A 17,195-nucleotide genomic window follows, 5' to 3' on the forward strand; every position below is an offset into this window, starting at 1 on the left:
GCCGGCCAGCTGGCCGCCGGCGTCCTGCGCGTCGGCGAGCGGGTAACGGTCCTCCCCTCGGGGCGGACGAGCACGATCGACGGCATCGACGCCCTCGGCCACGGCGTTGACATCGCCTGGGCGCCCCAGTCGGTCACCCTCCGCCTCGCCGACGACCTCGACATCTCACGCGGCGACCTCATCACGCCCACCGCCACCGCACCACCCGTCACCCAGGACATCCACGCCACCGTCTGTCACCTCACCGACCGGCCTCTCCTCCCCGGCGCCCGTGTCCTGCTCAAACACACCACCCGCACTGTCCAGGCCCTCGTCAAGGACATCCCCTCCCGCCTCGCCCTCGACGACCTCTCCCAGCACCCCGCCCCCGGCCGCCTCGACCCCAACGACATCGGCCGCATCACCCTCCGCGCAGCCGAACCCCTCGCCCTGGACCCGTACGCCGCCTCTCGCCGCACCGGCTCCTTCCTCCTCATCGACCCCGGCGACGGCACGACCCTGGCGGGCGGGGTAATGGACTCTCGCTGAACCCCGCGGCGCCGAATCCCGTAGCGCCGAACGTCCTTTGCGGAAGGCCTAGTTCTGAAGGATGACGCTTACCGGGCCGGTGGTCCGATTGATCAGCAGGCGCACACTGAGGAGGATGGCGTGCCATGTCACACTTAACTTCCGGGCTGGACACCCCCCGGACCGGGCGACGCGGAGCGGGACCGGCATGGGTGGCCGTACTGGCGGCCTGCGTAGGGCAGTTCGTCGTCATCCTCGACGTGTCGGTGATCAACGTCGCTCTGCCGTCCATCCGTTCGGGCCTCGGCATCGGTGAAGGAAGCCTGCAATGGGTGGTCAACGCCTACGTCATCACCTTCGCCGGGTTCCTGCTGCTGGGCGGCCGGACGTCCGATCTCTTCGGCCGCAAGAAGGTGTTCCTCCTCGGGCTCGGGGTGTTCACGGCGGCGAGCCTGCTGGGCGGTGTCGCCCAGTCACCGTGGATGCTCATTGTGGCCCGGGCCCTGCAGGGCATCGGGGCGGCCGTGCTGTCGCCCGCCACGCTGACGATCCTCACGACGACGTTCCCCGAGGGGAGCGGCAGGGTCAAGGCCGTCGCCGCGTGGACGGCGGTGGGCACGGGAGGCGGCGCGGCCGGCGGTCTCATCGGCGGCCTGCTCACCGACTACCTGTCCTGGCGCTGGGTCCTGCTCATCAACGTCCCGCTGGGCCTCGTCGTCATCGTGGCGTCGGCGGTGTGGCTGGCGGAGAACAGGAGCGGTGAGGCGGCAGCGCGCCGGCTGGACCTGCCCGGGGCGGTGCTGGCGACGCTGGGCGTGGGAAGCCTGGCCTTCGGCATCTCGCAGAGCGAGGCGCACGGCTGGAGTTCGGCGCGGTCGCTCGTGCCCCTGCTCGCCGGCGTCGCCGCGCTCGCGGCCTTCGTCGCCGTGGAGCGCCGGGCCCGCGAGCCGCTGACGCCCCTCGGTATCTTCCGCGTGCGGTCGGTGTCCGTGGCCAACGTCATCACCGTGATCAGCGGCATGGCCTTCTACGCGATGTGGTACTTCCTCTCGCTCTACATGCAGAACGTCCTGGGCTACTCGGCCGTCGAGACCGGCCTCGCCCTGCTGCCGCACACGGCCTCCATCATCCTCTCCGCGCAGCTCGCGCCCCGGATCATGCGCCTGGTCGAGGGGCGCGTCCTGCTCGCGCTCGCCGGCCTGCTGACGGCGGCGGGGTTCTTCTGGCAGGCGGCCATGGGGGCCGGCGGCACGTTCCTGGGCACGCTGCTGGGGCCCGGCATCGCGTTCTCCTTCGGCGCGGGCCTGATGATGACGCTGCTGGCGGTCTTCGCCACCTCCGGGGTCGGCCCGTCCGAATCGGGGCTCGTGGCCGGGCTCGCCAACACCTCGCGCACCATGGGCGGCGCACTGGGCCTGTCCGTCCTCGCCTCGGTCGCGGCGAGCCGCACGGCCGGTGCGGGGGGTGGTGACCTGGAGGCGCTGGCCGCGGGCTACGGGCGGGCGTTCCTCGTGTCCGGGGTCATCATCGTGGTGAGCATGCTCGCCATCGTGTTCCTGCCCAAGTCCCGGCAGACCTCCGGGTGATCCGTGAACGCCGCACCGTCACCGGGAGGCCCCGTGGGCTCTGACGCGCCGGCCGTGCCGTGCCCGCTCACCGACGAGCAGCAGCACACCTGGCGGAACTTCGTGTACGCCACCCGGCTGGTGGAGGACTACCTGGACCGCTGCTTCCAGCGGCAGGCGGGCGTTCCCCACCTCTATTACGGGCTGCTCGCGCTGCTCTCCGAGGCTCCGCACCGGCGGATGCGCATGAGCGAGCTGGCACGCCGCGCCAAGATCACCCGGCCGCGGCTGTCGCACGCCGTCTCCCGCCTGGAGAAGTCCGGCTGGGCGCGTCGCGAGGCCTGCCCGGGCGACCGGCGGGGGCAGGAGGCCGTCCTGACGGACAACGGCCGCGAGATGGTCGCGCGTGCGGCTCCCGGCCATGTCGCCGCCGTACGCAGAGCGGTCTTCGACAGCCTGTCCCCGGAGCAGGCCGACCAGCTGAGCAGCATCTGCCGGGCCATCGAGAAAGGACTGGACCGAGAGGGGGCCGACGTGCCCTGGCTGCGCTGAGGAAGGACCGGCCGGGGGAGCGCGGCGTCAGGAGCCACCGGCGGCGGCCGGGAGACTCAGGGACGGCGTCAGGAGGGGCCGGCGTCAGGAGACTCCGAAGCCGGGTAGCCACCGGCCCCGAGGAGAGCCACCGGACCGGCCGGTGCCCCACCGGCCGGGGAGGGAGAGCGATCGGCATGAGCGACTCCGCACCGGGGCCCGCCCCCGGAACAGGTCCGGAGATCTCCGGGGCGACACGGCTGTTCGCGGTCATCGGGGACCCCGTGGCACAGGTAAGGGCCCCCGGGCTCCTCAATCCCCTCTTCCGGCGGCTCGGCACCGACGCCGTCCTCGTCCCGCTCCACGTCCGCCCGGAGGGCCTCGCCGACGCCCTCCGGGGGTTGCGGCGGACCAGGAACCTGGACGGACTGCTGATCACCGTCCCGCACAAGGCGGCCTGTCTGCGGTTCGCCGACGACGTCAGCCCCGCCGCCGCGCTCAGCGGCTCCACCAACGCGATGCGCCCGGACACCGAAGGGCGCTGGCTCGCGGAGAACTTCGACGGCGAGGGCTTCGTCCGGGGGCTGCGCGCGGCGGGGTACGACCCGCGCGGGGCGCGCGTCGCCCAGGCGGGAGCGGGCGGCGCGGGCAGTGCCATCGCCGTGGCGCTGCTCGGGGCCGGCGCCGACGTCGCCGTCTGGGACCGGGACGCGGCCCGCGCCGATGCCCTCGCCGGCCGGCTCGCCGCACGGTGGCCCGGCCGGATGGCCGCCACGAAGGGCCTGGTCGCCGCCGACATCGCGGTCAACGCCACCCCGATGGGGCTGCGCCCGGACGACCCGCTTCCCTTCGACCCGGCAGGCCTCGCGCACGGCACCCTCGTGGCCGACATCATCATGAAGCCGCGCCGCACGGCGCTGCTCCGCGCCGCCGAGGAGTCGGGCCTCCCCGTGCACTACGGGGAGCCGATGCTGACGGAACAGCTCCCCCTCTACCGCGAGTTCTTCCGGCTCGGTGACCCCGGCGCCGCCACGGGCCCGGCATGAGCGTCCTGGGCGTCGACCTCGGGGGCACCAAGGTGGCGCTCCGGCTGGAGCCCGCCTCCAATGCCGGAGCCGAGCCGGTTCACAGCGTGTTCCCTTGGCCCGCCGGCGGCGGCGCGGCCGCCGACCTGGCCGCTCTCGCCGCCGCCGTGGCGGCTCTGCGCCGGGCACCGTCGGGCGATCCGGTGACCGCGGTGGGCGTCGCCGTGCCCGCGACCCTGGACGCCTCCGGCCGCGTGCGGGGCTGGCCGAACCGGCCGGCCTGGCGGGGCCTGGACCTCGTACGGGAACTGACGGGCCTGTGGCCGGGGGCCGAGGTGCGCCTCGCGGACGACGGCGACCTCGCGGCGCTGGCCGAGGCCGGAGCGGCGGGCTGCCCGGACCTCGTCCACCTCGGCGTCGGAACGGGCGTCGGCGGAGGCATCGTACTCGGCGGCGCCCTGTGCCCCGGCACGGCGCGGGGCTCCTGCGAGGTCGGGCACGTGATCGTCGACAGGGCGGGGGAGCGCTGCGACTGCGGGCGGCACGGCTGCGTGCAGTCCGTCGCCTCGGGGCGGGCGGTCCTCCGGCGCGCCGCCCGGCGGCTCGGCCGCGACGTCGGCTTCGCCGAGCTGCGGGAGGCCTGGCGGGACGGGGAGCTGTGGGCCCTGGAGACGGTGGGGGAGGGATCCGCCGCCCTCGCCGCCGCCGTCGTGAGCCTGTGCGAACTAGTGCGCCCCCGGCTCGTGACGGTCGGCGGCGGCTTCGCCGCGGGACTCCCGGGCTACGTGGAGGAAGTCACCCACAAGGTGCGGCAGCTCGAACGGCCGGAGGGCCCGGACATCCTCCTCCGGCCCGCCGCACTCGGCGCACTGTCGTCCCTGGACGGCGCGCTGCTCCTGGCCCGCGGAGCGGCACCGTCCACGCGCTGCGGGTGACCTCTGGACGACTAGCCTTCGGCGGCCTCGCGGCGCCAGCTTTCTCCCAGCTCGTCGCTGAGTTTGAGCGCGTGCGGCGGGGCCGCCGGCGCGGGCCAGACCTGGATCAGGTGCTGCTCCACCGGCGCCGGACGGCCCGCGTCCGTGCCGTCGTCGTCCGCGCCCAGGTCCCGGCCGCGCACGCTCACCCGTATCCGGTACGTGCCGGGCCCGGACCAGGCGAGGTCGGGCAGCCCGGCCGGCCGGCCCTCCACGTTCTGCACGTGTGCGGTCCCGGTCGCGGTGTAGCTGTCCTCGACGACGTCCTCCCACGCGGTGTCGTCGGCGGCGGGGGCACCGCTCCACAGCTCCACGCGGATGCCGATGTCCCCCTGGTCCGTACCCGTGATGACCAGCGCACCGTCGGTTCCCGCGGCGAACAGGCCGGTGGCGGCCACCTCGCCGGTATCGGGAATGCTGTCTTGCGCGTCTTCCGCCCCGGGGCTCAGGATCGCGTACTGGCCCTCGGGGACGGGCAAGCGGGCCGTGGCGGCCCCGATCAGGTCCGGCACGACCCGCTCCATCCTCTGGACTGCGGCTACTTGGTGATCTCCACCCAGAACTCATCGTAGTCCAGGACCCGGTTCTGCATGATGAACCGGCCGCGGTACTTGAACCCGCCCTCGGTGCGGTTCTCGCTCAGCGGCACCGGAGCGGTGGAGTAGTCCGGATTGAGCGCCGCCCCCTCGTAGCTGCCCGCGAACGGGTACTCGTCGCAGCTCTTGGGCTTGTAGCTGTTCTTGACGGCCGTCGTGCACGCCGTGTCCCGGTTCGCCCTGGACAGGTCGCCGTTGGGCAGCCTGTGCAGCGGGTACCCCTTGTTCACGGCGCCCCAGGGCTTCTTCAGCTTGTGCTGCTGGGCGTCCTCGATGTGCTCGGCGACGCCCTTGACGGCCTTGTCGCCCTTGCTCAGCCGGTAGACGGGCTTCACCAGCGGGTGCACGCAGCCGCGGCCGATGTTGCCGATGTTCTTCGCGCTGTCGCAGCGGACCGGAGCGATGTTGCCGAGGGTGAAGTGGGCCTTCTCGGGGCTGGACGGGTGGCTGACCGTCACCTTCGTCTGCGGCGCGTGCCCCACGATGCCGTCGCCCGGGGAGTTCACCTTGAACGTGTACGTGTTGGTCGAGGTGCCCCACAGGCCCCAGAAGACCTTGGGCCCGACGATGCCGGGCGCGGAGGTGCAGCCGTTGCCCTGGGACGCCTTGCAGTCCACCTCGGCGCTGGCCATGGTGCCGAACTTGGCGACGCCGAAGGACCTGACCATCTTCAGCACCGCCTCCTGCTCCCAGGTGGCGGACTTGTAGTTGAGCCTCGTCTTGTTCTGCGCGTCGAACAGGGCCGTACCGATGACCTTCCCGCTCGGGATCTCCACGATCGAGACGATCAGGTACTTCTCGGCGCAGGAGGAGAAGCGGTCGGAGACCTGCTCCCCGACCCGGCACCCTGCCGCCTGGGCGCTCAGCGCGGCGTCCTGGGGTATCTCCGAGGGCAGTGCCTCCCGGATCTCGATCCTCGTCTGCTGCTGCTTCTCCTGCCCCTGGGCGGCGGCAGGTGTGGTGACGCCGAGCGCCAGCGCCCCCACGGCCGCGGCTGCCAGCAGTGTTTTGCGTGCTGCCAAGAGTTCCCCCTTGAGTCTGCGTGCGGCCGAAAACCGGCCGCACGATCGTGTGCACGACAACAGGCGGTGCATGCTACCCGCGGTGCACCCGGCTCACGACGGGGCTCGTGGGGGTACCGCGAAAACAGGAAAGTTCACTGGCCGGAGCGGTCGTACGGGCTCGATGCGGCCCCAAGTGGAGGGAAACCAGCGAGATTTGAGGTTTGGGTGGCGTGAATTGTTTCTGCAGGCCGTTGAGGTGAGAGGCGTGATCGGCGGGGACGCGGCGAGCGGCGGCGAGCCCGGCGCGCCCCCTGGAGGATTACGCAACCTCTCTGCGTATTGGCTGAATCTCGACGTAGGCGAGGCTTGCCGCCGAGGCGAGCGAGGCGTGCCTCCAGTGCCGTCGGTGGCGCCGCGAGCCAGGTGCTGATGTGAGCCAGGTGCCGATGTGAGGGAGGTCCGGTGTGAGCTAGGCGCCGATGCCGACCACCGTCGCCCACGCCGGCGGCGCGTCCGGCTCGTAGTCGGGATCGTCCTCGTTCCAGGACGAGCCCGCCCGCTGCCGGGGGAACAGGCCCACCACCGTCCGGCACGGCGGCCGCGTGCCCGGCCACGGCGTCTGCCCGTCCGTCAGGACCACGACGACATCGGGTCCGGGCCGCACCGCCAGCGCCCTCGCGAAGCCCGTGCGCAGATCCGTGCCCCCGCCGCCCACAAGCGGGATCCCCTCGGCCCGGCACAGCGGGTGCGCGATCCGCGCCGCCGCGTCGCACGGCACCACGGTGACCAGGTCACGGCGTCCGCCCACCGCACGGGAGATCGCGGTCACTTCCAGGAGCGCACTGCCCAGTTCGGCGTCGCTGACCGAGCGGGACGTGTCGATGACCACGGTGACCCGGGGCGGCCTGCGCCGCAGGCTCGGCAGCACCACGCCCGGCACCCCGGCGGAGCGCCGCGACGGCCGGCCGTAGGTGTAGTCCTCGCCCGCGCCGGAGCCGGAGACCGCCGAGCGGACCGCCGATCCCAGCAACTGCCGCCACGGCTGCGGCGGATGGAACGCCTCCTCCGCCCACCGACGCCACCCCGCCGGAGCGTTACCCGGACGGCCGGTGATGCCCTGCGCCACCCGGAACCGGACCGCGTCCCGCTCCTGCTCGCTGAGACCGTTCGCGCCGTCCGGCCCCAGCTCCCACTCCCGCTCCACCCCGTCGGCACCGCTGCCGCAGTCCAGCCACGCCGCGTCCGCCAAGCGAGGGCCGAGCCGGAACTGACGCAGGTAGTCCTCCATGAGCTCCCCTTCGGGCAGCCCCAACGACGCCGGGTCGACGGCGCCTTCGGGCCGGACCAGCCCGTCGCCGAACGCGTCGTCGTTGATCTCGAAGTCCGCGGCGATGTTCATCCGCAGCCGCTCCCCGGGGCCGGTCAGCCCGCGCTCCCGCGCGACGCGGTCACTGCGCCCGTGGTGGTCGCGCAGCAGGTGCGACACCTCGTGCACCCACACCCCTGCCAGCTCCTCCACCGGCGTCCGGTCCACGAACGCCGGCGAGACGTAGCACCGCCAGTACCGGTCCACGGCCATCGTCGGCACCCGCCGCGACGCGACCGGGTGCAGGGCGAACAGGGCCGTCGCCAGGTAGGGCCGGACCCGGGCGGCGTACAACCGGGCGGCGAAGAGCTTCTCGGCGTCCAGCGCCCGAGCTGCGTCCGGTGCCTCTGGTGCGTCCGGCGTCTCGGGCGCGTCCGGTGCAACCGGTACGGCCCGGGCCCCGGATGCGTCCGCGCCGCTCACCGTCCCTGCCGTTCCCGTCGTTCCCGACGCCCCTTGGACCCCGTGCGCGTCCCGTGTCATCGCCGCCCCGCCTTCGCGGCCGCCGCCGACCGGTCCGCCGCGCGGTCCGCGCGCCGGGACAGCGCCACCGCCCCCGCGAGGCCCTCGATCGTGGCCGGGACGTCCCAGTCCTCGCGGCGCAGCGAGGCAAGGGTGGTCGCGGGGACGACCACCAGGTCCGGGGCCCCGGTCGCCGTCGCCCGGGCCAGCAGCTCCCACGCCGCGTCCCAGCGAGCTTTCTCCGGGCGGCCGCGGACCGCCTCCACCACGCCGTCGAGCACGGCCTGGCGCAGGTCCCCCCGCTCGGGCAGGACGGCACCCGCAGGGTCGGCGAGCAGGGTCTCGGGGTCCGGCAGGTCCATCCGGTCCAGGGCCGCCAGCAGCTCCAGCCCTGGACCGTCCCCGACGGTGCCCCTGACCAGAAGGGACAGCACTTCCCGGGAGGAGCCGGCAGCTGTCGCGAAGGCGATCAGGGTCAGGGCCGACTCCCAACTGCGGGGCGACGGCCAGGCGCCGCCCCGGCGCGTCTCGCTGCCCGGCAGCTGGTGCACGAGCTTGGGCCGGGCGGCGAGGAGCCCGCACACCGCGCGGCGGGCCAGATCCACGGCCTCCGGCAGCTTCTCCCGGTCGAGCCGCGGCAGTGTCGCCCGGGGCCAGGTCCCGCCGAGGCCGCGGACGACGACCTCGTGGTCGTGGGTCCACTGCAGGTGGACGAACCGGTTGGCGAGCGGCGGGCTCAGCTCCCAGCCGTCGGCGGCCGAGGACCGCGGATTGGCGGCGGCCACGATCCGGACCCCGGGCGGCAGGCGCAGGGCGCCGATCCGCCGTTCGAGCACGAGCCGGAGCAGGGCGGCCTGGACGGCCGGCGGCGCGGTGGACAGCTCGTCGAGGAACAGCAGGCCCCGGCCGGCCCGCACCAGGCGCACCGCCCAGTCCGGCGGGGCCATCGGGACGCCCTGCTCGGCGGGATCGTTCCCGACGACCGGCAGGCCCGAGAAGTCGGACGGTTCGTGCACGCTGGCGATCACCGTGGTCAGTGGCAGGCCCAGGGACTCGGCGAGCCGGGTCAGGGCGGCGGTCTTGCCGATGCCCGGCTCTCCCCACAGGAGGACGGGCAGGTCAGCGGCGACGGCCAGGGTCAGGGCCTCCAACTGGTCGTCGTGGCGCGGCTCGGTGGTCGTGTCGCGGAGCAGGGCCAGTAGTTCGCCGGCGACATCGAGCCGGGAGGCGCGGGCCGGGGCGGCGGGGGCGCCGCCGGCGGCAAGCAGGGTGGAAGCGGGCATGTTTGATCACCTGTGGTTTCGTGGTGAGCCGACTGAGCGTTGAAGAGGGGCAGGGAGCAGAGGCCCCCGGGTCGGTGACGTCGAGTCAGTAGAAGGTCTTTGAGAGCCCGTCACGAGCGCCGCGGCGGCGACGACGGTCTTCGGAGCGGGTGGCGTGGCCGGACTTGGGGCCGGGGTCGATCAGCCCCGCCCTGTACAGCCCGTACGTGATCCGCCGGAGCGCGGCCGACTCCAGTTCGTCCCGCAGCGCGCCGGCACGCAGCAGCGCGTCGGGACCCAGCAGGCCCTCGACGACGGCCAGGGCACCGGCCGTGTCTCCGTGGTCCAGGCGTTCGCGCACGCCGGTGAGGCAGTGCGGGCGGCGGTGCGCCTCGTCGATCGCCCGCAGGCACGGAAGCGGCGTGCCGGTCAGTGCGACCAGCAGTTCCTCCCGCCGGATCTCGGCCGGGTCGTGGTCCAGCGGGACCAGTAACCCGTCGACCAGACCGATCCGGTGCCGGGCTCCCCGGCACTCCACGAGGCGCGGCTGTCCCGGCCCGTCCGGGGGCCGGGACGGGCCGGCCGGCGAATGGTCCGGCACCAGTGCGGAGGCGACCAGCGGATGCAGCCGGCCGGCCTCGATCGCACCGGTGCGGATCAGCTCCAGGTCGGGCAGCACCCAGGTCGCCGCGTCGGGCAGGACGGGCAGTGTGGAGGCGTCGCCGGCCTTGTCCACCTCCGCGACGCGCAGTCCGGGCGGCGCGGCGCCGTCCCCGTCCACGCCCAGGACCAGCCTGCGGCGGGCCCCGAGCCGTACGGTCACGGCACCGGTGGACCGGCCCTCGGAGCGGAGCAGGATCCCCGCCTCGGCCGCCCACCGGTCGACGGCACAGCGATACCCCTGCGGCAGAGCCCCCGGCAGCTCCAGGCCGGACGAGACGGAGTCGCCGGCCTCCGGCTGCCGGTCGGCCCCGGACCGTACCCGCAGCTCATCCGCCCTGCGCGCATCCCACAGATGACGGTGCAGGTCGAGGCGGAAGCGCCGGTCGGGGCGGGGGTGCGGGTGATGGCGGGCACCGGGCCCGGTGTGCGCCCCGTCCCACAGCGCGAGGCTGATCCGCTGGCCGGCGTCCGCCCAGGCAGGCGGTGTCCGGACCACCAGGTGCGGCGGACACGCGGCGTCCCGCCCCGGGGTGTCGTACCGGGCCAGAGCGATGGTCAGCCCCGGCCGCAGCAGCCCGTCGGGAGCGATCCTCGGCATGTGCCAGCGCAGCAGGTCAGGCGCGAGATGGCGGAGGTCGGCCCGGATCCGGGCCGCGAGTTCCCGGCCGTGACGGCGCGCCACGGAACGGAGGTTGAGGTCGGCGTCGATGCCTGCGGCGGCGCATGCCCCTGCCCAGTCCCCGGCACGGCGGCGGGCGGTCGCAGACTCGATCATGGAGGGCGGCACGGCGAACTCGCGCACGCGCAGCCAGAAGGAAAGGCGGGAATCCCCTGTCGCGGTCTGAGTGAGCATCAGCACTCACCTTGCGCGGACGGGGCCCCCAATCTGTCACGAGAGGAAGTCATCATCGCGGCGATCGTAACGTGCCCCGTCGCGAACCCGCCAGGCATTTCCGCGGGGTGCGCACCCGCCGCCGTCCGGCATGACCGCGGACCGGCCGGCCGGTCGTTCTCAGCAGGCCAGGCCGGCGACGACCTCGGCGTTCGCCAACCGGGCCAGGAGCGCACCGGGGAGGATCAGCTTGCTCCGGCGCTTGCCGCTGCCGATGAGGACGTACGGAGCGGCGGCGACGGCCTCGTCGACGAGCAGGGGCCAGCCCTCCGGCAGGCCGACGGGGGTGATCCCGCCGTACTCCATGCCGGTCTCCGCCACGGCCGTGTCCATGGGGGCGAACGAGGCCTTACGGGCGCCGAGGTGCTTGCGCACCGCCGAGTTGACGTCGACGCGTGTGGACGCGAGGGCGACGCACGCCGCGTGCGTCACCGCCCCGCCGCGTTTGGCGGCGATCACGACACAGTTCGCCGAGACGTCCACACGACACAGTTCGCCGAGACGTCCAGGGGGACGTCGTACGCCGCGCTGAAGGCCGCCGTGTCGGCCACCTCGGGGTCGGTGTCGACGACCAGCACGGACTCGGCGAGCGCGGCGTCACCCCACTGCCCGAGCGCCGTGACCACGGGCTCCGCGAGGAGGTCGGGCCGGCTCGCGGCGGGCCATGACGCGTCGAAGCGTCCGAAGGGAACGGTCGGCGAAGAGCGGATCACGAGGTCATGGTAAGCCGTGCCCGCGCGGTTCACCGCGGATCGCGCTGTGCCGGCAGCGTGCTCAGCAGGCCGGGGAAGGCTTCGTCGGACTCCTCGCGGCGCGGTGCGTTCATGCGGGACGTGCCGACGTAGTGCTGGCGTATGAGGCCGGCCTCGCGCAGCACGTGAAAGTGGTGGGTCGCGGTGGACTTGCTGACGGCAGCGCCGTGGAACAAGCCGCCGCGCCCGTGGAGCAGGCCGCTGCCCGGCCGCCTGCGCTACGCGGAGGCCGCCTGTTCCCGGCGCTTGCCGCGCCACCACGCGACGGCGTACGACGCGAGGCCGGGAAGCAGGAACAGGCCCGTAGCCCACAGCGGCACGCGGAGCAGCACCGGTTCCCTTCCGATCAGGAAGAGCGCCAGGAGTACGGCCGACAGGGCGCAGGACAGCAGCATCCACCGCCACAGCGGCCAGTGCAGCACGGCCCGCCAGTACGGCGTGAACGTCATCAGCGCGCTGAAGAGGCAGACCGCCGCGACCGAGCCGGGGACCAGCCCGGCCTCGGCGGTCCAGCCGACGAGGTGGCTCCCCAGCAGCAGCGCCACGGTTCCCGCGTAGGCGTGCCGGGCGAGGAGCACAGGCGTGTTCCGCGGCGGGCGGGCCGGGTGCTCCGCGGCCCAGGTGCTCGCGAAGGCGGTCACGTCGTCCCCCACCACGACTGCCGCGCTCTTGCCGGCCCTTGCCGAGTCCTCCAGGTGTTCCTGGAGTTCGGTGAGCATGTCGTCGACGGCGTCCCGGGGTATGTCGTGGAACATCCACTCGGTACGGCAGCGGTCGAGGATCTGATCGGGCGTCATCTGCCTTCCTCCGGTGTGTCTTCCTTCGGTGTTCCGGCCGAAAGCGCCTGGTCGACGGCCCCTCTGAAGACCAGCCAGGCCGTGCGTCCGGCTTCCAGCTCGGCCAGTCCGGCTTCCGTCGGCCGGTAGTACTTCCGCGGTGCGCCGCCCGACGGCGACGGTGCCCGGTAGGTGTCGGCCAGGCCGTTTCGTTCCATACGGGCCAGCAGTGGATAGATGCTGCCTTCGCTGACCAGCTCCAGGCCGCTCTCGCCGAGGGCCTCGACGATCTCGTAGCCGAAGCGCGGACGCTCGGCGATGAGCGCCAGCAGGCACAGGTCGAGCACTCCGCGCAGGAGTTGGCTGTGCCGCTGCTCTCTCGGCCCCGTGGGTTCCTTTCCCATGCGGTGCAAGATAGTTCAGGAGTATCTTGCACCGCAAGGTAATGAGGACCGGTGCTGCCGGGCGGTCAGCGCTGCGCCTGCGCGAGAGGCAGGTGGCGGGGGCCGCGCAGGACAGGGCTGTTGCGGTACTCCGGCGGATCCTCCAGCAGCCGGGAGCCGTCGAGACGGCTGATCAGCGTGGTGAGGGCGATCTGCGTCTCCAGGCGGGCGAGGGGCGCGCCGAAGCAGTTGTGGATGCCGCTGCCGAAGCCGAAGTGCTGGTTGTCCTTGCGGTCGGGGTCGAAGCGGTCGGGGTCGGGGAAGCGCAGCGGGTCGCGGTTGCCCGAAGCGAGGACGAGGACCAGCGGCACGCCCTCGGGAATGGTCACTCCGGCCACCTCGATGTCGGCCAGCGGGGTGCGCTGCGGCAGGAACTGCACGGGCGGCTCGTAGCGCAGCAGCTCCTCCACGGCCCTCGGCATCAACTCGGGCTCGGCGCGCAGCCGTTCCAGCGCCTCGGGGTTGCGGAGGAGAGTGAGCATGCCGTTGGTGATGAGGTTGACGGTGGTCTCGTGCCCGGCGATCAGGAGCAGGACGGTGGAGACCATCAGCTCTTCCTGCGTGAGCTGTCCGTCCGGACCGCCGTCGTTGGCCAGGGCGGAGAGCATGTCGCCGGTGGGCTGACGACGCCGCTTCTCGGCGAGCTCGCCGAGGTACAGGCCCATCGCGGCCCGGGCCTCCTGGGCGGCGCGCCGCCGCGGCCCGGGGTCCTCCCCGGGGGTGAAGTCCAGTCCGGTGACGACCGTGTCGGCCCAGGTGTGGACCTGGGGGATGTCCCCGGACGGTACGCCCAGCAGGTCGCAGATGACGGTGACGGGCAGAGGGAAGGCGAAGTCGTCGACGAGGTCGAAGCGTTCCTTGTCCCGGAGCCCGTCCGCGAGCTGCTCGGCGATGCGGGTGATGTCGCCGCGCAGCGCGTCCACGCGGCCGGGGGAGTGGGGCGGGCCGAACGGCCGCATGGCCAGGCGCCTGAGGCGGTCGTGCTCGGGGTCGTCCCGGCCGATGAAGGCGGGCGGCAGGCCCTCCGGCGGCAGGAGGGCCGGGTCGGGCTCGGTGCGGTTGCGCACGTCCGAGCTGACGCGCGGGTCGTGGAGCAGCGCGGCGATCTCGTCGTAGGTGCCCACCAGGTACTTCCCGTCCTCCTGCCGCGCGACCTTGTGCTCGCGGAGCTCGGCGTACAGGGGGTAGGGGTCGGCGCGGTGGGCGTAGTCGGTGATCCGGCGGAAGAGGGTTTCGGAGGAGGAGGGCGAGGACGAGGGTGAGGGCGAGGGCGAGGGCGAGGAGGAGAGTGAGGGCGATGGCATGGGGCGGGCTCCTGGGTCAGCCGCCGGGCCGGATCAGTGTCAGGCGGCGGTCCGGAAGGTGGCCGGTGAGGGCGACGGTCGGGCCGTGGGTGAGGACCCGCGGGTCGGGGACGTCGGAGGGGACGGGCTCCAGGTCCGCGAGGCGGTCGGCGGCGCCGGGGCCGGGCGGGAAGGGGGCGGCGGTCTCGATCAGGCGCTGGTAGTGCTCCAGCCATTTGGCCCGGTTGACGGTTACCGCGGCGGTGATGCGCCCGCGGTAGCCGTAGACCGCGACCAGACGCCGGTCCTCCGGCGAGCCCTGGGCGATCACCACCTGGTCGGAGAACGTGGGCACGCCCACCGACTTGACGCTGAGGCCGAACTGGCTGGACCAGAACGACGGCACGGCCAGGTGGGGCCGCCGGAGCGGGCCGGGGGAGACCATGTTGTGGGCGGCGACCTCGGCCTGGGCGACGGCGTTGCCCCAGTGCTCCAGGGCGATCAGCTGGTACTCGAAGAGCGGGTGCGGGAAACGGGCCACGTCACCGGCGACGAAGACGTCGTCCGTCACGATCCCGTACATGGTGAACACCCGGCAGCCCGCGTCGCAGGCCACGCCCCGTGGCCCGGCCGCGAGGCCCGAGTCGGCCAGCCACTCGGTGTTGCGGACCGCGCCCAGGCAGACCACGGCGACATCGGCCTCGAGCCGGCTCCCGTCGGAGAACTCGGCCCCCGTGAGCCGGCCGCCGGAGCCCTTCAGCGCGGTGACGGTGACCCCGCAGCGCAGGTCGACCCCGTGCGCCCGCTGCAGCTTGGTGGCCCAGTCGCCGACCGTGCCGCCCAGCGCGCCGATCAGCGGCGCCCGCCCGCGCTCGGCGACCGTCACCTCCAGGCCGCGCTCGCGGCAGGCCGAGGCGACCTCAGAGCCGGTGAACCCGGCGCCGATGACCAGCACCCGGCGCGGACCGGCGTCCAGGGCCGTGGCGAGGCGGTCCGCGTCGTCACTGGTACGGACCGTGAAGACGCCCTCCAGCGCGGCCTCGCCGGGGACGGGCCAGGGGCGGGCGCGGGTGCCGGTGGCGATCAGCAGCCGGTCGAAGGGCAGGCGCTCGCCGTCGGCGAGCACCACGCTCTTCCCGGCGGGGTCGAGCCCGGTGGCACTCACGCCGAGCCTCCACCGCGCGTCGAGCGCGCGCCGGCCCGGCAGCCCGCAGTCCTCGGCCCCCGCCTTCCCCAGCAGCACCTGCTTGGACAGCGGCGGCCGGTCGTAGGGGAGCCGCGGCTCGTCCCCGACCAGCGTCAGCTCGCCCTCGAACCCCTCGTCACGGAGCGTCTCGGCCGCCCGCAGCCCGGCCAGCGACGCCCCGACGATGACGATCCGCCCGTCGCGCCGCCCGTCGCGCGTCTCACTCGACACCGGCGTCGCCGCCCGCCTGCTCCCCGACCGTGATGGCTTGCACCGGACAGGCCGCCGAGGCCCGGAGCACGTGCTCGTCCTGGCCGTCGGGGACGGCCGGGACGTACAGCAGTGCCTCCTCGCCGTGCAGCTCGAACACCTGCGGGGCGAGGAACACGCACTGCGCGTAGCCCTGACATCGGTTGAGATCGACCACGATCTGCATCCCGCTCCTCCCGGTGCCCGTCCGTCATCTCTGTCTTACGCTCTCCCGGGCGGCGGCGCGGGCGGTGCTGCTCCACCCGGGGGGCCGGGCTTCTGGACGTCCCTCGCCGGGCGGGCCGCCGGCGGCCGGTGATCCATCGCGCAGCGCCCGCCCCGGCCCACCGGAGCCGGTCCGTATGCCGGTCGGCCAGGGGAGACACTCCGCACGAGGCCGGCGAACAGTGTCCGGGGCGCGACCCGGTGTCCCCACCCGAGGGCACGGGTGGTCGCCGGGCAGCCCTGGAGCGGGAGGCCCGAGAGGCGGCCCGGCGCTCAGACGCGGGCGTTGAGGGTCATGAAGAACCGTCTCTCGATGAAGTGGCCGAAGGCCGGGCGCACTTCGCCGCCCACGAGGTCAATGCCGCACATGTACAGCTCCGGGCGGCCGGACAGCAGCTCGAAGTCCCTCACGGCATCCTCGAAGCGGCACACCACTCCCGGCTCGGAAGCCGAATCGATCAGCAGGACGTGTTCGTGCAGGGCCATGGGCGTCCGCCGGGCCCATTCCACCGCCTCGTCGTCCGAGACGCCGGCCAGTGCGAGCGAGCGATGCGGGATCTCCCGCCAGTCGATGCCCGATCCCGCCCACGGAAGCGTGCACAGGTACGCATCGAACTCGCCTGAGAGCGACACCGGCCCCGCGGTCGCGCCGTGCTCGTCGAGCCAGGGGGAGATGTCGTCGATGCGCATGCACAGAGGCTAGATCAACGCCTCCCGCCGCTGTGCTGCGGGCCGTCCCGGCCTCTGTTGCGGTGAAGTGTCCGCGCAAACCTTGAGAGGAGGTGATGGCGTGGTTTTCCGTCTATCGGAGGAATCTCGGGGAAGCGCGAGGCGGCCGCACGGAGGGGGCGTGCAGGCTGTTCCGCGTGATGGGGTGGCGGAGAACAGGGTACGCAGTGATGCTGGCCACGACCGTCGTCCTCACGGTGACGGGCGGGGCTGCGGCGGACGACGGCGGCGCGAGTGCCTCGTTGGGCAATACGTCCGTGAACGCCGTCCTGCACAGCCTGCCGAGGTTGCCGCCACGCCGGCCTTCGCACGCCAAGGTGAGTGCACTGGGCGGCACCGTGGAGGCGGAAGTGACCGACAAGGACGGGTGCGTGGACGTCACTGCGCGGGCGCTCACAGCGAGGGTCAACGTGTGGCTGTACCGCTGCAACGCGGCGCCGCCCGCCCCCGCGCCCCCGGGTCCCGGAGCTCCCGCTCCCGCTCCGCCGGCTCCTGCCCCGCCGGCGCCCGCGCCGCCCGCCCCTGCTCCTCCGGCGCCCGCGCCGCCTGCTCCCGCTCCTCCCGCATCTGCTCCTCCGGCGCCCGCGCCCGCGCCGCCCGCGCCCGCCCCACCGGCTCCGGCACCGCCCGCGCCCCCGGCCCCCGCCCCGCCTGCGCCCGCCCCACCCGCACCTGGACCCGCTGCCCCGGCTCCCGGGCCTCGGC

16 protein-coding genes and 3 pseudogenes are annotated in these 17,195 nt (G+C 73.7%); 6 read left to right on the forward strand and 13 right to left on the reverse strand.

Going from position 1 to position 17,195, the window contains the following annotated elements:
* The 5 genes from IF61_RS0131325 to IF61_RS0131345 form a co-directional block, all read left to right on the forward strand.
* Positions 1–528, forward strand: a 528-nt coding sequence (locus tag IF61_RS0131325; RefSeq protein WP_030369939.1) for an elongation factor 1-alpha C-terminal domain-related protein, incomplete at its 5' end; no start/stop codon positions are given.
* A gap of 191 nt (positions 529–719) precedes the next feature.
* Positions 720–2,093: an MFS transporter gene (locus tag IF61_RS0131330; protein ID WP_342668035.1), complete on the forward strand. Its 1,374-nt coding sequence runs from the start codon at positions 720–722 to the stop codon at positions 2,091–2,093.
* Positions 2,094–2,126: 33 nt separating this feature from the next.
* A complete protein-coding gene (locus IF61_RS0131335) occupies positions 2,127–2,624 on the forward strand; it encodes a MarR family winged helix-turn-helix transcriptional regulator (protein WP_030369941.1) in 498 nt (165 codons plus the stop codon).
* 176 nt (positions 2,625–2,800) lie between these two features.
* Positions 2,801–3,649, forward strand: coding sequence for a shikimate dehydrogenase family protein (locus tag IF61_RS0131340; RefSeq protein WP_052393324.1), 849 nt, complete (start codon positions 2,801–2,803; stop codon positions 3,647–3,649).
* Positions 3,646–4,563, forward strand: coding sequence for an ROK family protein (locus IF61_RS0131345; RefSeq protein ID WP_030369943.1), 918 nt, complete (start codon positions 3,646–3,648; stop codon positions 4,561–4,563). Before IF61_RS0131340 ends, IF61_RS0131345 begins: the two co-directional genes overlap by 4 nt.
* Positions 4,564–4,574: 11 nt before the next feature.
* Here the strand turns inward: IF61_RS0131345 and IF61_RS33730 are convergent, their stop codons facing one another.
* From IF61_RS33730 to IF61_RS0131410, 13 genes and pseudogenes are all read right to left on the reverse strand, one after another.
* Positions 4,575–5,114 (reverse strand): hypothetical protein, encoded by a 540-nt coding sequence (locus IF61_RS33730; RefSeq protein ID WP_157848736.1) that lies wholly within the window; start codon positions 5,112–5,114, stop codon positions 4,575–4,577.
* 26 nt (positions 5,115–5,140) lie between these two features.
* Positions 5,141–6,220 (reverse strand): NucA/NucB deoxyribonuclease domain-containing protein, encoded by a 1,080-nt coding sequence (locus IF61_RS37355; protein WP_245684693.1) that lies wholly within the window; start codon positions 6,218–6,220, stop codon positions 5,141–5,143.
* Positions 6,221–6,671: 451 nt separating this feature from the next.
* Complete coding sequence (locus IF61_RS0131360; RefSeq protein WP_078660658.1) at positions 6,672–8,051, reverse strand: DUF2201 family putative metallopeptidase; 1,380 nt, start codon at positions 8,049–8,051, stop codon at positions 6,672–6,674.
* Entirely contained in the window at positions 8,048–9,313 is a 1,266-nt protein-coding gene (locus IF61_RS0131365) for an AAA family ATPase (RefSeq protein WP_030369947.1), read from the reverse strand. The genes IF61_RS0131360 and IF61_RS0131365 overlap by 4 nt, the downstream gene beginning before the upstream one ends.
* An 85-nt stretch (positions 9,314–9,398) precedes the next feature.
* Positions 9,399–10,808 carry a hypothetical protein gene (locus tag IF61_RS0131370; protein ID WP_052393327.1) on the reverse strand — a complete coding sequence of 470 codons (1,410 nt, stop codon included), beginning with the start codon at positions 10,806–10,808 and terminating at the stop codon, positions 9,399–9,401.
* A 159-nt stretch (positions 10,809–10,967) separates the two neighbouring features.
* Positions 10,968–11,557, reverse strand: a pseudogene (locus tag IF61_RS33015) (YbaK/EbsC family protein).
* A gap of 32 nt (positions 11,558–11,589) precedes the next feature.
* Positions 11,590–11,757: pseudogene (locus IF61_RS0131380) on the reverse strand (helix-turn-helix domain-containing protein); the annotation flags it as partial.
* Between the two features lie 60 nt (positions 11,758–11,817).
* Positions 11,818–12,396 (reverse strand): hypothetical protein, encoded by a 579-nt coding sequence (locus IF61_RS0131385; protein ID WP_030369950.1) that lies wholly within the window; start codon positions 12,394–12,396, stop codon positions 11,818–11,820.
* A complete protein-coding gene (locus tag IF61_RS0131390; RefSeq protein WP_052393328.1) occupies positions 12,393–12,779 on the reverse strand; it encodes a PadR family transcriptional regulator in 387 nt (128 codons plus the stop codon). Before IF61_RS0131390 ends, IF61_RS0131385 begins: the two co-directional genes overlap by 4 nt.
* A gap of 65 nt (positions 12,780–12,844) precedes the next feature.
* Entirely contained in the window at positions 12,845–14,122 is a 1,278-nt protein-coding gene (locus IF61_RS0131395; protein ID WP_078660659.1) for a cytochrome P450, read from the reverse strand.
* 16 nt (positions 14,123–14,138) lie between these two features.
* On the reverse strand, positions 14,139–15,518 hold the full coding sequence (locus tag IF61_RS0131400; protein ID WP_030369953.1) for an NAD(P)/FAD-dependent oxidoreductase: 1,380 nt from the start codon (positions 15,516–15,518) through the stop codon (positions 14,139–14,141).
* Complete coding sequence (locus tag IF61_RS0131405) at positions 15,508–15,723, reverse strand: ferredoxin (protein WP_030369954.1); 216 nt, start codon at positions 15,721–15,723, stop codon at positions 15,508–15,510. Before IF61_RS0131405 ends, IF61_RS0131400 begins: the two co-directional genes overlap by 11 nt.
* A gap of 311 nt (positions 15,724–16,034) precedes the next feature.
* Positions 16,035–16,451: a hypothetical protein gene (locus tag IF61_RS0131410; RefSeq protein WP_030369955.1), complete on the reverse strand. Its 417-nt coding sequence runs from the start codon at positions 16,449–16,451 to the stop codon at positions 16,035–16,037.
* A 451-nt stretch (positions 16,452–16,902) separates the two neighbouring features.
* Here IF61_RS0131410 and IF61_RS34890 point away from each other — a divergent pair.
* A pseudogene (locus IF61_RS34890) lies at positions 16,903–17,195 on the forward strand (hypothetical protein); the annotation flags it as partial.

This window comes from Streptomyces roseoverticillatus (assembly GCF_000719265.1).
Classification (GTDB): domain Bacteria; phylum Actinomycetota; class Actinomycetes; order Streptomycetales; family Streptomycetaceae; genus Streptomyces; species Streptomyces roseoverticillatus.